This is a genomic window from Nocardia sp. PLKS1-43, assembly GCF_059510335.1.
Window position 1 is genome coordinate 271,230 of sequence record NZ_JCAJZQ010000001.1, and the last position, 13,424, is coordinate 284,653.

Sequence of the window (13,424 nt, forward strand, 5' to 3'; positions counted from 1 at the left end):
CACCAGGCGGCAGGAACAATGCAAGGACTCAGTGAAATCGAATCAACGACTGCACCGGTGGGCGAGTCCGGCGCGGGTGGGCTGCTCGAATCCGCTCGGCACGACGGTCCGCCGCTCAGGTTGATCGGTCGACGTATCGAGCTCGACCGGATGATGGAACGCATCGATAAGGTGGTCGCCGGAGAAGGCGGCATCATACTGATCGAAGGTGAAGCCGGAATTGGCAAGACCGCGCTGCTGGCGGCCGCCATACCGTTGGCATCCGCACGCGGCGTGCGGGTGCTGCGCAGTGAGGCCAAAGTGCTCGAGATGCGCGTCCCGTTCGCGGCGATCGGGCAACTGCGGACCGTGGTCGAGGCGGTGGCACCGCCCTCGGTAGATACCCACCGGGCCCGGGCGGGCCAGGGGGCCGTAGTGGGCGCAATGGCGATCGGGCAGGAGATGGCGACCATTGATGCCGTGCTTGCCGGAGTCGAGCAGTGCTGTGCCACAGGTCCATTCGCGTTCATCATCGACGATGCGCACTGGGCGGATCCGTCGAGCCTGCTGATGCTGCAACGGCTGGGAGAACTCGTCCGCAAGATTCCGCTGCTGATCGTTCTCGCGACCCGGCTGCTGCCCCGTGAACGTGGCCTGTCGGGGCTGCTCACTCGATTCGAGTCGGAGGGCGCGGAACTCGTGCATCTCGGTCCGATGAGCGATTCGGAAGTTTCCGCGCTGGTAGAGCTCTCACTTGGATCGACCGCCGGGCCCCAGCTGTCGGCGGCCGTGTCGAGCGCGGGCGGGAACCCGATGTACGTTACCGAACTGGTGGCGGGACTGATGCAGGCCGGCATGATCGATTCTGGAGAAATCAAAACGGACGCAAGAGTTTTCGCGACGAACGCTTCAGATGATATCCGGCTGCCCGCATCGCTGACCGACGTGATCGTCCGGCGGCTGGACCACCTTCCGGCACGATCACGGCAGATTCTATCGATGGCAGCAGCACTGGGGCACGGCGTCGAGTCGATCGAGCTGTCCGAGGTGCTCGAGGCTCCACTGATAGACGTGTGGAACGTGATCAGTGTGGCAGTGGCGTCGGGAATCCTGGTTCGTTCCGGCGCCGAGCTGATCTTCAAGCATGACTTGATCCGCCAGGTGTTGGCCGACCAGCTTCCGCCCTCCTCGCGAGTGACTCTCCAGCTGCGAGCGGCGCGGGTACTGATGTCGATGGAAGCTCCGGTCGAGCGCATCGCGATGTACCTGCTGAGAGGTGATGGGCCGCTGGACGCGACCGGGGTGGACTGGCTGGTGGACGTCGTGGAGAGGCTGGTGGCGCGTGCTCCGGAGCTGGCAGCCGGACTGCTCGCCCGGGCCATCGAGACTCCGAGAATCGATGTAGCCCGTTACGACGAGTTACGGCTCTGGCAGGTCAGGGCGCTGTTGTGGAGCGGGAACCCTACACGGGCCGAGGCGGTGGCGCGGCATGCGTTGTCGCGGGACACCGCTGTGGTCGGCCGACCGCAGCCCGTCAGCAACCTCCTGCACTGGCTATTGGCCCATGCTTGCTTCGCCCGGGGAAACCTGTCCGAGGCTATCGCGGTCGCGGAGGTCGTACTCGCCCGGCCTGGTCTCACCTCCCTGCAACGAGGGCAATTTCACGGATTTCGCGCCTTGTCATATACCCTGCTCGAGCGCTTCGATTTCGTCGAAGAAGCATCGGCACGGGCGATTTCGACTGGTGATGCCTGCGCAGATCCGGTCGCGTGGGGACTGGGTTCGCTCGCGCTCGGCTCGTTGCGTTTCCACCAGGGATTCCTGGACGAAGCGCAGGAACTAGGCGATAGGCTGGCGCGACATTTCGAATCCAACGGCCGCACGCGGCTATCCCACATCGAGCCCTATTCGCTGAGCGGTCGGTGCCTCACCGAGGCCGACCAGCACGCGGCCGCGGAGAAGATGCTCATGCTGGCCGTCCGGTACTCCGAGAGCACCTCGAGTGTGTATCTCGGCTCGAACCGGTTGGAACTGGCGCGATTACATTTCCTACAGGGCCGCTGGGACGACGCTCTGGCGGATCTGCGCGCCGGCCGGGACGCACCGGATGTCTTCGGCTATGCCGCGGTTGCCGAGTGCTTCGCAGCTCTCGTCGCGGTGCGCCGCGGCACGTTCGTCGGTTCCCTGGAATCGCTACCCGAGCCCGATCCTCGATTGGAGGGACACTGCTGTCGTCATCTGCGCCCATGGGTGCAAGCGCTGATATACGAGTCGCAAGGTGACCCGGCCCGGGCATTGGAGACGCTGGCGGGCCTGTGCGAGGAATTCGCGGACGGAATGGCGTCGGCCACGGTGTATCAGCTGTATCCCGATCTGGTGCGAATAGCGCTCGCGGCTGGGCGGGAGGATGTCGTCAGCAAGGTCGCCGTCGCCACGGATATGTTGGACGCGCGCCATTCCACACTCAGCCGACGCGCCACGGCTGCGCTGTGTCATGGGCTCGCCGAGGGGGAGCCCGTGCTTGTCGCCCAAGCAGTCGAATCGTTCGGGCAGGCGGGTCGCCCCTGGTATCAAGCACAGGCGAACGAAAACCTGGCTATCTTGTGCGCTGGCGACGGTCAAGTGGAACAGGCCCGGTCCGCACTGGACAACGCGATCGGCCTCTACAACGTATTGGGCGCCGAGTGGGATATCGCACGGGCCGAAGCACGCCTGCGAGGATTCGGGATTCGCCGTGGCCGCCGTGGCCGCCGTAACCGGCCCAAGACGGGCTGGCAGGCGTTGACGCCGACGGAGAGGAAGGTTGCCGCGCTGGTTGCACAGGGACTGTCGAACGCCGACATCGCAATCAGGATGTTCCTGTCACCACGCACTGTGCAATCGCACATCTCGAGCATTCTGACGAAACTGAGGCTGCAATCGCGGGTTCAGATAGCGATTGCCGTGACCAGAGAAGCTTCGTGATGCTGCGGCGGCCGACCGTGAAAACTGCCCGGTGAGTCGCCTCGGGCAGCTCCCTGGCCAGCTCGCCGAGGCTCGTCAGGGTGCTGCGCGGTCCTGCCAATGAATCGGACCGCGTGGGGAAACCCGGTGTTGGGCCCGCTCGAGGACCTACCGGCCAGCGCGTTGCTGATGAGCACTCCGAAGGACGAGGGGATCCTGCTCGGAGGCGTCCGCTCGGGCAAACTGCCGCCCGGCCGAGGCACGCTGGTCGCCCGAAGGCGGGGCAACGAGGTGATGCAGGGTACCTACCTGCCCCCGCTGTGAACCGACAGTGGCCACCGCCCCTCTGTCGGACGGGACAGGATGCTTCAGGCATGGCAGGGCGGGGAATTTCGTCAGTGGTTCGTGCCGAGTGCCTGGGCGATCAGTGGCCAGGATCGGGCCAGTTCCTCAGCCCAGTAGGGCCAGGAGTGGGTGCCGGTGGAGCGCAAGTTCACCGTCGCTGGGATCTTCAGTTGCACGAGCCTGTCAGCGAGTGCTTTAGCGCAGATGTAGGCGCCGGCCTCCAGCGCGCCGCCGACGGTGATGTCGTCGGGTAGGTCGGCTTCCCCGGACACGTCGTGTTCACCGGGTATCCCGCTACCTGACGACAGGTAGACCGCAGTGCCACGCAGAGCTTCGGCATGAGTCATGACATCGTGGGCGAGCCAGTCGGGGTTATCGGGCGCGCCGAACATGTTGTCCGCGTTGCCGTGATAGGTTGCCACGATCGCGCGGGCCTGGTCCTGACCGGGCCCGCGGGCAGTGCTGTAGCAACCGCTGTGCGCGGCAACCGCCCGATACAGGCCCGGGTTGCGGACTGTGAGCATCATCGCCGCCTCACCGCCCATCGACACTCCTTCGATGGCATTGCGGCCGTTGCCTTGGAACTGTGCGTCGATCAGCGGGGGCAACTCGCGGGTGAGGAAGGTTTCCCACTTGTTGGTGCCGAGTACCGGGTCGCGGCGTTGCCAGTCGGTGTAGAGGTTGGCCGGTCCTCCCGTAGTCAGCACGACATTGACGTTCTTATCGGCGAAGAACTGCACCGCATGCCCATGCTCGGTCCAGCTACTCTCGTTCTCCGGGGCGCCGCGCCCATCGAGCAGATACAGCGCCGGCCGCGGCCGGTCGCGGCGCAGGGGCAGTAGCACCTGCACCTGCACCACCCGGTGCATGGCCGGTGACCGCACGAAAACCCGCAGCCAACGATCGGTGATCGACTCGATCCTGGTGATGCCCGGCCGGGCAGGAAGACTGGAGCTACTCTCAGCGGGAGCCTGATATCCACTCGAGGAACCTGTGCTTGGACCCGAGGTCGGCGGCGCCGCGGCAGCCACCCCGGCCATCAGCATCAAAACACCCGCCATCGAAGCAACCTCGCCCACGGCCCGCCACCCGCCTACGCGCCGCGCTTCCAGATGCAGTGACGTCGGTCCCCCGCGAACACCATCGGTGTTACTGCGGGCTGTATCCCTTTTGTTGTGGAGTTTTCCGTAAACGATCTGCCGGGCAAGATTTCCAGGATTGCAAGACACATCCTCAGTAGAAACCACGGATGCCCCTTTCTTCGCCCTGGGAAGGAACACGTTACTGATCGACGACGCGATGACGCAATCGCTCCTGGAGATCCGAGATGTGGTATCGGTTTTCGTGAGAGAAATCACCGACAGCACCAGAAAGCCGGCCAAGCCCGGACCTCGGCCTTCTTGTGCGCGGCATAGTTGCCCATCACTAGTAGATGCCCCAGCACCAGGCCGTTCCCGTTCGCGGCGTGCATCAATCTCCGAGAGTTCCCATGACCCACATGTAGGATCCTTGCCCCGACGCAACCAAATCGGCTAGGTCACCATGAATTCGAAGTTGGACCGGAACAGCCGGCGCATGGGCGGGCACCAGAATCTGGGCTTCGATCTTACTTGCTCCGGAGGTATCGGCAGCAACGGACTCGACCGCGAGAGGGGTTCCGCCGCAAAGAAATTCAAGGCCGATCGCTTCGACGTCGGGACCCACGCAAAGCCAAGCGAACAGGTGGTACGCCATGCCCGGCGACAGCCCACCGCCGCTGAGCCGGACACTGGTGCCGTCGTCGCCGAGCGAGATCAGAGGGACCACCTCGCCGGTCCGCCCAAATATTTCCTGATCCCCACCCCCGGTGTTGGAGGACTCACACAGAGGCATGAGCGAACCGCTGCCGAATCGAATACCATCGTCCGACCAATTAAAACTCGCGTGCGGCGGCATGCCATACTTGGCTCCCCAATCGCTGAACATACTCCATCTGGCTCCGCCAGGACGTTCACCTATCAACGGTCGCCAGTGTTCATATGCACGCGTGACTACCTCGATCAGGAATTCCGCCATTCCTCCACCGTAGCGATGGAACGTGCAGTCGTAACGGTGAAATGCGATTACGGGCCACTGGTTCGGATCGTCGCTCTCGGTAAGCCAAAAGAACATGTCGCCACTGTCGGTACCTCCCCACTGCAGAAGTCCCCCCGCTCCGATCAACGCGAACTTCAACCGACGCTATTCGGTGGATGCTATGGAGCCTCCAGACATTCAAGGGATGATGCGGAGGTGGCCTTTCGAGCCTGCCGGTAGCAAACTATCGCAGTTCAGCCACAATGCGATGGGTTGCTGACCAACATTTCCGAGGCATTACTACCCTCGTACAGTGCCGCTCCACCCCAGTCAATACACTGATGTGGCGCATAAAACCGGGCCGGGTGACTGGTGGAATCCGGCCCTTTCCGAGCAATCCACGGCGCCCGACCGCATCGAAGATCTCGGGGCACCTCCCGCGCACCGAGATTCGCGCACGATCCTCACCGACACGTCCATCAAGCCGTCACTGATCGGCATCGTCCTGAGTTCGTGCCAGGTGAACGATTCTCGAGGGCATAGTCGTCTGTTCGGTGGGGCCGGTGGGCGTGATGCCGAACTTGCCGGTTACGAACTGCCAGAACAGTGGAACGGCTTCGCTGGTGGGGCGGACGACCTGATCATCGGGGCTTGTGTTCGGCAGGCACTCGATGAGAACCGTTCCCTCCTGGACGGGAGCGAGGGAGCCGGGGGCGCGGACGATGACTTCCTCGATGGGCGGTTCCGGGATCGGGCGGGGCGTGACAACGAGGTCGTGCATCGATGTGAGCCCTGCGAGGTGTTTGTCGGCGTCGCAGGCGAGCACGCTGTCGGCGATGTCGGTCAGGTGCTGGAACTCGGGGTGGCGGTCGGACATCACTCGACAGCGGCGGGCGATCTCGGTCCAGGGAACATCGTGGAAGGTTCCGGTCCATCCGTGCGCGCTGCTTGTCATCTCTGGAGTATGGCCGAGGACAGCCCGGCGGTGCGCAGCTCGAGGATGTTGCCGTTGGTGCTGTTCGCGCTCGGTCTTGTAGAACTTCGTCTCGAGCCAGTCCAGAGCATTGCTGTCGATCTGAATCGCCCCGGGTTTCGTGCACACTCTCTTTCCTGAGAGGATGGGCGCGAGATGCCATCGAAGTACGACGCTGCGACCAGGGCCAAGGCCATTCGGCTGGTCGCCGATCATCGGGACGACTATCCCAGTGAGTGGGCGGCGATCAAGGCCGTTTCGTCCCGGCTGGGGATGAACGCGGAGACGCTGCGGAACTGGATCCGCCAGGCGGCGGTCGACCGCGGTGAGGCCGACGGGGTTTCCACCGAATCGGCCAGGATCATCCGCGAGCAGAAACGCAAGATCGCCGAGCTCGAGCAGACCATCGAAATCCTCTCTGCCGCAACGTCTTTTTTCGCGCGGGACCAGCACCCGCGACACCGTTAGTGTGTGAGTTCATCGCCGAGCACAAGGCTCGATTCCCGATCGTGGCGATGTGCCGGGCCCTGTCGGCCCACGGTGTCGGCATCGCGCCGCGTACCTTTCACGCATGGGCGAGCCGGGCGCCGTCGAAACGCGGCCTGTGGGACACCACGGTCACCGAGTTCCTCGCCGGGTATTACGAGCCCGACGAGCACGGCCGCCGCACACCGGAGTGCCTGTACGGGGCGGAGAAGATGTGGGCGCACCTGCAGCGTCAAGGCGTCCCGGTCGCGCGGTGCACGATCGAGCGGCTGATGCGTGCCAACGGCTGGCGCGGGGTGACACGGCGCAAGAAGCCGCGCACCACCACCGCTGATCCGGCCGCGAAACGGCCGGAAGATCTGGTGAACCGTCAGTTCCGGGTGCCGGCACCGAATCTGCTGGTCGTGGCCGATTTCACCTACGTGCCGCTGGAGTCGGGGCGGTTCGTGTATACCGCGTTCGTCATCGACGCCTACGCCGGGCGGATCGTGGGCTGGGAATGCTCGGCGAGCAAACAGACCACGTTTGTGGAATCGGCACTGCTGCAGGCTGCCGCTCTGCGAGCACGCGAGCGAAACCCGATGGATGCCAACACGATTCATCACTCCGATGCCGGTTCGCAATACACGTCGATTCGGTTCGGGGAAACGTTGATGCTCTCCGATATTCGGCCATCGGTCGGGTCTGTCGCCGATGCTTTCGATAATGCGTTGGCGGAGACCACCATCGGACTCTACAAGACCGAGGCGGTCCGGGACGATTCACCGTTCCGGACCGGGCCACTGCGGCGGCTGGCCGACGTCGAGCACGTCACGGTCGCGTGTGTGGCCTGGTACAACGAGTCCCGGCTGATGCACCGGCTCGGCCGCAAACCACCGGTCGAGTACGAGGCCGACTACTATGCAAGGCTGCCCCAGCAAGAGGCTGCGGACAGATAACCGGGTGTGCACGAAACCCGGGGGGCTTCAATCTCGCTGCGGCGCAGTGTCTTTGCGAGCAGGTTGGCCGGCCTCCGTCAAGGTTCACTTATCGGATGCTGACGGGGCAGGTCAGTTCCGGTTTTCACCGGGGCTGACCGCGTTTGTGCCCAATGACGCAATCCATCGGCCGCAGGTAGCTTGACCGCGTCGGCTGGAACCCACTGGCGCACAGGTACTTCCCTGTGTTCGTTTCTTACTGGGGAGAGCATGTATTCAGTTCTGCAGTATCCAGCGGCCGGGTTATGTTGATCTGGGCGGAGCCTCTGGGTCAGCTCGAGCGCTCGACGCGCCCGAGCCACTCGGCGAGGAGGGCGCGCAGGAGTTCGGGTTGTTCGTGGGGTAGGGCGTGTCCCGTGTCGTCGAGCACGGCCAGCGAGGCGTGGGGGTAGTGGTCGACGAGGTCGGTGGCGGCGGCGTAACCGACCGTCGAGTCCAGCCGCCCCGCCACGATCACTGTCGGACCCGCGTAAGCCGGTGTGTGGTCGGGGGTGAGCGCCCATCGTTCGCCGATTCGCTGGAGCGCTGCCTGGTCGACGAGCGCGGCGGCCGGGGCGACGTAACGTTCGTACCGTTCGAGCATCTCAGGGGATTGGATCACGAAGTAGCCGCGGAAGGTGTCGTCACCGATCTCACCGGATCCGGCGACGACGCGGTGGTGCGGGACGTTGCGCAGTCCGGGCAACAACGGACAGATGAGCGCCAGGCCGGCGACCTGCGCCGGGCGTCTCGCGGCCATCGCCTGTGCGTAGTACGCGCCCGCCGAGTGACCGATGAGCAGGTGCGCAGTCCCGCCGATGACCTCGTCGGCGAAGTTGAGCAGCGTGTCGAGGACGTCGTCGGCGCTGCGCAGTGTTTCAGGAGCGATTGTCCGGCCCATTCCGGGGAGATCAGGATAGATCCGTCGCAGCCCCGCGACACCGTCGAAAACCAACTCGAAGCAAGCCTCGGCCTCGCGGTGGTCGACGCCGGCTCCGTGGAGTACCAGTACGGGGCGACCGATTCCGTGCTCCACGTAGTGGACTATCACCTGGCCCACTCGGATCTCCATCCCCGCAAGCTACCGCGCAGGGGGCGCCGCGACAACGTGGCTCGACCGGGGCAACCGATGATCCGCCCGCCCTCGAGTGGGAGCTGGTCATACCGAGCACGGCAGGTTCGTGCGTCGAACTCCAGCAGCACATCCCACACGCCGGCCATGCACTCGAGCCAGGATGGAATGACGTTCTGTGCGTCGGTGTCCGGGCATATGGGACGGCCTGCGACCGACGGCCTCGCGGATGGCCGGGATCATGTCGAAATCTGCTGTCGGACAGCAGATTTCAGGTGACCCCGTTCGGGTGGTTTCGGCCGCCGGGTTGACGGAACCGGGGCGTCCGAGCAGCTTCCCCTTGCGTTCGGAGCCGGCGCGTGGACACCGTACCGAGGCGAGTGACTCTGCCGGTGAGGAGGATTCGCTCAGCGCGTGGCGGATCCGGTTGCGCGGCACGACGGCCGCGCGCCGGCCGCTGCTGCGAGCGAAATCGCCTCGGCCCCTGCGTCTTTGATCCCTTGCGAACTCGCGGCGAAGTCAAGCCGGTTGTGCCTGGACGACAGGCAGCCGACCGCGGGCCACGGCCTCGTCGATGGTCTGGGCGAGGCGCGAGCAGCCGGCCAGTGCCGGTCCCGGAATGGGCGAATTCCCGAGTTCGTGGCATGCCGCGCGGGCCGCGGCGTTCCATTGCAGGGTCGTCTGTTCTCGGCTGCTCTTGCGGACGAGTACCGTGGCGGCGCAGGTGTCGCACGAGAGCGGCCGCATCGGGACATCATCCAGGCGGTTGTCGGACCGGAACTCGCTCATGTCGGGGTGCCTGCCGACTTGGCCTGGCGCGCAATGTTTTCCGCTACCTGCTGCTGCCACGCCTCGTGCGGGCGGGTGGTGTCGAGTTCGAATTCGAACCGGTCGACCATCGCGGGCTCGATGTCCGCGACGTCGACGTAGAACTGGTCGTACCAGCGGCGCAGCTGGTAGACCGGGCCGTCCTCCTCGCACAGCAGCGGATTGTCGATCCTGGCCTTGTTCTTCCAGATCTCGACGTCCTGCTCGAACCCGAGCTTGACGAAGTCGCCGAGCGCGATCGCGGCCTGCATGGCCGCCTCGTCCGGAAGGGTCGCGGATTTCTTCACGATGATGCCGTATTGCAGCACGAACGAGTTGGCGTCGATCGGGTAGTGGCAGTTGAGCAGAACGGTCTGCTGATCGCCGTGCTCGAAATGGTAGAGCAGATCGTCGATCATGAACGACGGGCCGTAATACGAAGCGACGGAAGAGGATCCGAGCATCTTCGGCTGGCCCTCGGGAGCGGGGTAGTCCTCGCGCGCCTCGCTCTTGAAGTACTGGGTGGCGACGTGCCCCTCGAAGACGTTCTTGAAATAGGTCGGCAGCGCCCCGTGGATGTAGAAGAAATGCGCCATGTCCACGACATTGTCGATGATTTCCCGGCAATTGGTGTGCACAACCGTGGTGTACCAGTGCCAATCGGTCCATTCGTCGCTACCGGCGCCTTCGATGCGCGGAATGGCGACCTCGTCGGTGGGCGCCCTGCCCTCGGGATCGTGCCAGACGAAGAGCATCCCGTCCTGCTCGAGAGTGGGCCAGGAGCGGGTGCGGGCCAGCGGGGGGACGCGCCGGGCATAGGGGATCTGCTTGCAGCGTCCGTCGCCGCCCCAGCGCCATTCGTGGAAGGGACAGGCGATTTCGTCACCCTCGATGCGGCCCTGGGACAGGTCGCCGCCCAGGTGGCGGCAGTAGGCGTCGAGGATGTTGATCTTGCCGTTGGCCCCGCGGAAGATCACGAGTTTGGTGCCGAATGCGTTGACGGCGTGGGGTTTCGCGTCGGCGTAGTCGCGCACGAGACCCAGGCAGTGCCATCCGCGGGCGAACCGGGTGGGTGCGTCGTCGGCTTCGATCTCGCGAATGTCGGTTTCTGCGAACGGGGATGTCATGGTGCGCTCCTCGGGGGAGAATTTTCGTCTCGGACGGCAGCGGATTGGCCACCCGGCCGCATATGGCGGCGAGCCCGTTTCTAGCAAGCCGGGAAACCCTGAAACGGGACGTATTTCACTGAATGGACGCTGTCGGTCTCCCAATCAGCGAGACGGCCCCCGGATCACCGCGAACGGCGGCCCTAACCTTCCCGGAGCCCGAAACCCGTCCCGGGAATCGCGGGCGTGACTCGAATGCGATCAGGAGGGCGGATGTCCACGGATACGAGTGTCGGCCGCGAGGTCCTCGACGACTCGGCGGCGATCCCCGCGGCCTCGCGCGGCAGTGTCGTGCGGGTCCGCGAGGTCGTCCACGAGACCGCCGACGCGTCCTCGTTCGTCGTGGAGCCCGGCGTGCGGACGGCGGCATCGTTCGAATACCGGGCGGGGCAGTTCCTGACCGTCCGGATTCCCGACGCCGGCACCGGGGCGGCGCGCTGCTATTCGCTGTCGAGTTCGCCGCACAGCGATGCGGCGATGAAGTTCACGGTCAAGCGCGTGGTGGGCGGATACGGCTCGAATTGGCTCTGCGACAACGTTTCCGCCGGAGACGAACTCGAGGTGCTGCCACCGTCCGGCACGTTCACGCCGGACTCCCTCGACGAGCCCGTGACCCTGATCGCCGGCGGCAGCGGGGTGACGCCGGTGATCGCGATCGCGAAGTCGATCCTGTTCGCGGGCAGCGGAGATGTCGTGCTGATCTACGCGAATCGCGACGAGGCGTCGGTCATCTTCGCCGCGGAACTGCGCGCCCTGGAGAGCCGGTTCGGTGACCGCTTCACCGTGATCCACCTGCTGCAATCGTTGCAGGGCTACCCGACCCGCCGGGCGCTGACGATGCTGCTGCGTCCCTTCGTCCAGCGCGCGGTGTACATCTGCGGGCCCGCCCCGTTGATGAGCCTGGCCGAAGAGGCGTGCGCCGAGGTCGGCATCCCGGGCGACCGGATTCACTCGGAACGATTCCTGTCGCTTCGGCGGGATCCGTTCGCGGTCGAGGAGTCGCCGGACGACGGGGACGCTGCCGGCGAGGTCGCGGCCACGGTCCGGGTGAGCATCGATGGAGCCGAACATGTCGTGCCCTGGCGAGCGGCCCGGAAATTGCTCGACGCGCTGCTGGCGGCCGGAATCGAGGCGCCGTACTCCTGCCGGGAAGGAGCTTGCAGCGCGTGCGTGTGCTCGGTGCGGTCGGGACGGATAGCCATGGCGCGCAACGAGATTCTCACCGACGACGATATCGCCGACGGGTACATCCTGGCCTGCCAGGCGGAACCGGTCACCGACGAGGTCGTGATCGAGTACTGATCGCCGGGCCGGAATTCCTTCCCACTCACCAGGAGACCGGTACCGGTTCCGACGCGGGAGTTGCCAAGCTCTATCCGACGCGAGAAGTTCCGTGACGGCAACCGGGACACCCTCTCTCGAAATACCTTTCAGCTCAGAAGGATCAGGAGTTTTCCATGCCGAACCCAGTCCTGGACAACATCGTCGCGATTGCCGACGAGATCCGCGCCGGCGCGCAGGAAGGCGAATCGCTGGGGCGGCTGCCCGATGCGATGGCCGAGAGCCTTCGGCAGGCCGGTCTCATCCGCCTGTTGCAGCGCAAGAAGTACGACGGTTATGAAGCGCACCCTCGCGCGTTCGCCGAGGCGGTCATGCGGACCGCTTCCCTCTACGGTTCGGCGGGCTGGGTCGGCGGAATCGTCGGAGTCCACCCGTGGCAGCTGGCTTTCGCCGATCCGAAGGTCCAGGACGAGATCCTCGGCGAGAACAGCAACACCTGGCAGGCCTCGCCGTACATGCCCGGCGGCATCGCGGTGCCCACCGACGGCGGGTACGTCATGAGCGGCCGCTGGCAGTTCTCCTCCGGAACCGACCACTGCGACTGGATCTTTCTGGGCGCGATGGTCGGCGGCGCCGACGGGAAACCGCTGATGCCGCCGCAGAGCCTGCACGTGATCCTGCCGCGCTCGGACTACCGGATCGTCGCGGACTCCTGGGACGTGGTCGGGCTGCGCGGTACCGGCAGCAAGGACATCATCGTCCAGGACGCGTTCATCCCCGAGTACCGGGTCATGAACGGGGACAAGGTGATCGACGGCACCGCGGCCAAGGAGTACGGCGTCACCGAGACCCTGTACAAGATGCCGTGGTCCACCATGTTCCCGCTGGGCATCACCTCGGCGACCATCGGCATCTGCGAGGGCGTGCTCGCCGCGGGCATCGACTACCAGCGCAACCGAGTGGGCGCCACCGGCACCCTGGTCAAGGACGACCCGTACGTGCTGCACGCGCTCGGTGAGGCCGCCTCGGAGATCGACGCCGCCCGCCAGCAGTTGCTGGCCAACGTCGACCGCATCTACGACCGGGTCGATCGCGGCGAGGAGATCGACTTCGCCACCCGCGCACAGGTTCGCCGCGATCAGGCGCGCGCCGCCTGGCGTGCGGTCCGCGCCGCCGACGAGATCTTCGACCGCGCCGGTGGCAACGCGCTGCGGATGGACAACACGCTGCAGCGGTTCTGGCGTGATGCCCACGCGGGCCTGCACCACGCCATCCACGTCACCAGCACCACCTATCACGCCGCCGCCATGGCCTCACTCGGTGTGGAGGTCCCGCCCGGACCGCTGCGCGTGATGATCTGA

11 protein-coding genes are annotated in these 13,424 nt (G+C 65.2%); 6 read left to right on the plus strand and 5 right to left on the minus strand.

Features of this window, described 5'->3' with window-relative positions; all coding sequences use genetic code 11:
* Positions 1-18 precede the first annotated feature (18 nt).
* Together AC5WS7_RS01265 and AC5WS7_RS01270 are read left to right on the plus strand one after the other, a co-directional pair.
* On the plus strand, positions 19-2,943 hold the full coding sequence (locus AC5WS7_RS01265) for a helix-turn-helix transcriptional regulator (protein WP_495952459.1): 2,925 nt from the start codon (positions 19-21) through the stop codon (positions 2,941-2,943).
* A 99-nt stretch (positions 2,944-3,042) separates the two neighbouring features.
* Entirely contained in the window at positions 3,043-3,246 is a 204-nt protein-coding gene (locus AC5WS7_RS01270) for a hypothetical protein (protein WP_495952460.1), read from the plus strand.
* A gap of 71 nt (positions 3,247-3,317) precedes the next feature.
* Here the strand turns inward: AC5WS7_RS01270 and AC5WS7_RS01275 are convergent, their stop codons facing one another.
* Both AC5WS7_RS01275 and AC5WS7_RS01280 read right to left on the minus strand, forming a co-directional pair.
* Complete coding sequence (locus AC5WS7_RS01275; RefSeq protein ID WP_495952461.1) at positions 3,318-4,649, minus strand: alpha/beta hydrolase; 1,332 nt, start codon at positions 4,647-4,649, stop codon at positions 3,318-3,320.
* An 88-nt stretch (positions 4,650-4,737) separates the two neighbouring features.
* The gene (locus AC5WS7_RS01280; protein WP_495952462.1) at positions 4,738-5,322 is read right to left on the minus strand and encodes a hypothetical protein; all 585 of its coding nucleotides are present in this window, start codon (positions 5,320-5,322) and stop codon (positions 4,738-4,740) included.
* Between the two features lie 343 nt (positions 5,323-5,665).
* Between AC5WS7_RS01280 and AC5WS7_RS01285 the strand changes: the two genes are divergently transcribed.
* Positions 5,666-6,436: a hypothetical protein gene (locus AC5WS7_RS01285; RefSeq protein WP_495952463.1), complete on the plus strand. Its 771-nt coding sequence runs from the start codon at positions 5,666-5,668 to the stop codon at positions 6,434-6,436.
* A gap of 15 nt (positions 6,437-6,451) precedes the next feature.
* A protein-coding gene (locus AC5WS7_RS01290) for an IS3 family transposase (RefSeq protein ID WP_495952464.1) occupies positions 6,452-7,719 on the plus strand; the annotation gives its coding sequence in 2 pieces (ribosomal slippage) (positions 6,452-6,731 and positions 6,731-7,719; 1,269 coding nt in all).
* 310 nt (positions 7,720-8,029) lie between these two features.
* Here AC5WS7_RS01290 and AC5WS7_RS01295 read toward each other — a convergent pair.
* The 3 genes from AC5WS7_RS01295 to AC5WS7_RS01305 form a co-directional block, all read right to left on the minus strand.
* Positions 8,030-8,809, minus strand: a complete 780-nt coding sequence (locus AC5WS7_RS01295; protein ID WP_495952465.1) for an alpha/beta fold hydrolase — start codon at positions 8,807-8,809, stop codon at positions 8,030-8,032.
* A 519-nt stretch (positions 8,810-9,328) separates the two neighbouring features.
* The gene (locus AC5WS7_RS01300) at positions 9,329-9,598 is read right to left on the minus strand and encodes a ferredoxin (RefSeq protein ID WP_495952466.1); all 270 of its coding nucleotides are present in this window, start codon (positions 9,596-9,598) and stop codon (positions 9,329-9,331) included.
* Positions 9,595-10,743 carry a 3-ketosteroid-9-alpha-monooxygenase, oxygenase component gene (locus AC5WS7_RS01305; protein ID WP_495952467.1) on the minus strand — a complete coding sequence of 383 codons (1,149 nt, stop codon included), beginning with the start codon at positions 10,741-10,743 and terminating at the stop codon, positions 9,595-9,597. The genes AC5WS7_RS01300 and AC5WS7_RS01305 overlap by 4 nt, the downstream gene beginning before the upstream one ends.
* 252 nt (positions 10,744-10,995) lie before the next feature.
* On the opposite strand from AC5WS7_RS01305, the gene AC5WS7_RS01310 reads away from it, so the two are divergent.
* A complete protein-coding gene (locus AC5WS7_RS01310) occupies positions 10,996-12,084 on the plus strand; it encodes a 2Fe-2S iron-sulfur cluster-binding protein (RefSeq protein WP_495952468.1) in 1,089 nt (362 codons plus the stop codon).
* 155 nt (positions 12,085-12,239) lie between these two features.
* The gene (locus tag AC5WS7_RS01315; RefSeq protein ID WP_495952469.1) at positions 12,240-13,424 is read left to right on the plus strand and encodes an acyl-CoA dehydrogenase family protein; all 1,185 of its coding nucleotides are present in this window, start codon (positions 12,240-12,242) and stop codon (positions 13,422-13,424) included.

What these genes read in the sequence shown, in the direction of transcription:
- AC5WS7_RS01305 (WP_495952467.1), bottom strand. Translation starts at nt 10,743, where the DNA reads ATGACATCCCCGTTCGCAGAAACCGACATTCGCGAGATCGAAGCCGAC.
- AC5WS7_RS01280 (WP_495952462.1), bottom strand. Translation starts at nt 5,322, where the DNA reads ATGGCGGAATTCCTGATCGAGGTAGTCACGCGTGCATATGAACACTGG.
- AC5WS7_RS01315 (WP_495952469.1), top strand. Translation starts at nt 12,240, where the DNA reads ATGCCGAACCCAGTCCTGGACAACATCGTCGCGATTGCCGACGAGATC.
- AC5WS7_RS01270 (WP_495952460.1), top strand. Translation starts at nt 3,043, where the DNA reads ATGAATCGGACCGCGTGGGGAAACCCGGTGTTGGGCCCGCTCGAGGAC.
- AC5WS7_RS01295 (WP_495952465.1), bottom strand. Translation starts at nt 8,809, where the DNA reads ATGGAGATCCGAGTGGGCCAGGTGATAGTCCACTACGTGGAGCACGGA.
- AC5WS7_RS01265 (WP_495952459.1), top strand. Translation starts at nt 19, where the DNA reads ATGCAAGGACTCAGTGAAATCGAATCAACGACTGCACCGGTGGGCGAG.
- AC5WS7_RS01310 (WP_495952468.1), top strand. Translation starts at nt 10,996, where the DNA reads ATGTCCACGGATACGAGTGTCGGCCGCGAGGTCCTCGACGACTCGGCG.
- AC5WS7_RS01300 (WP_495952466.1), bottom strand. Translation starts at nt 9,598, where the DNA reads ATGAGCGAGTTCCGGTCCGACAACCGCCTGGATGATGTCCCGATGCGG.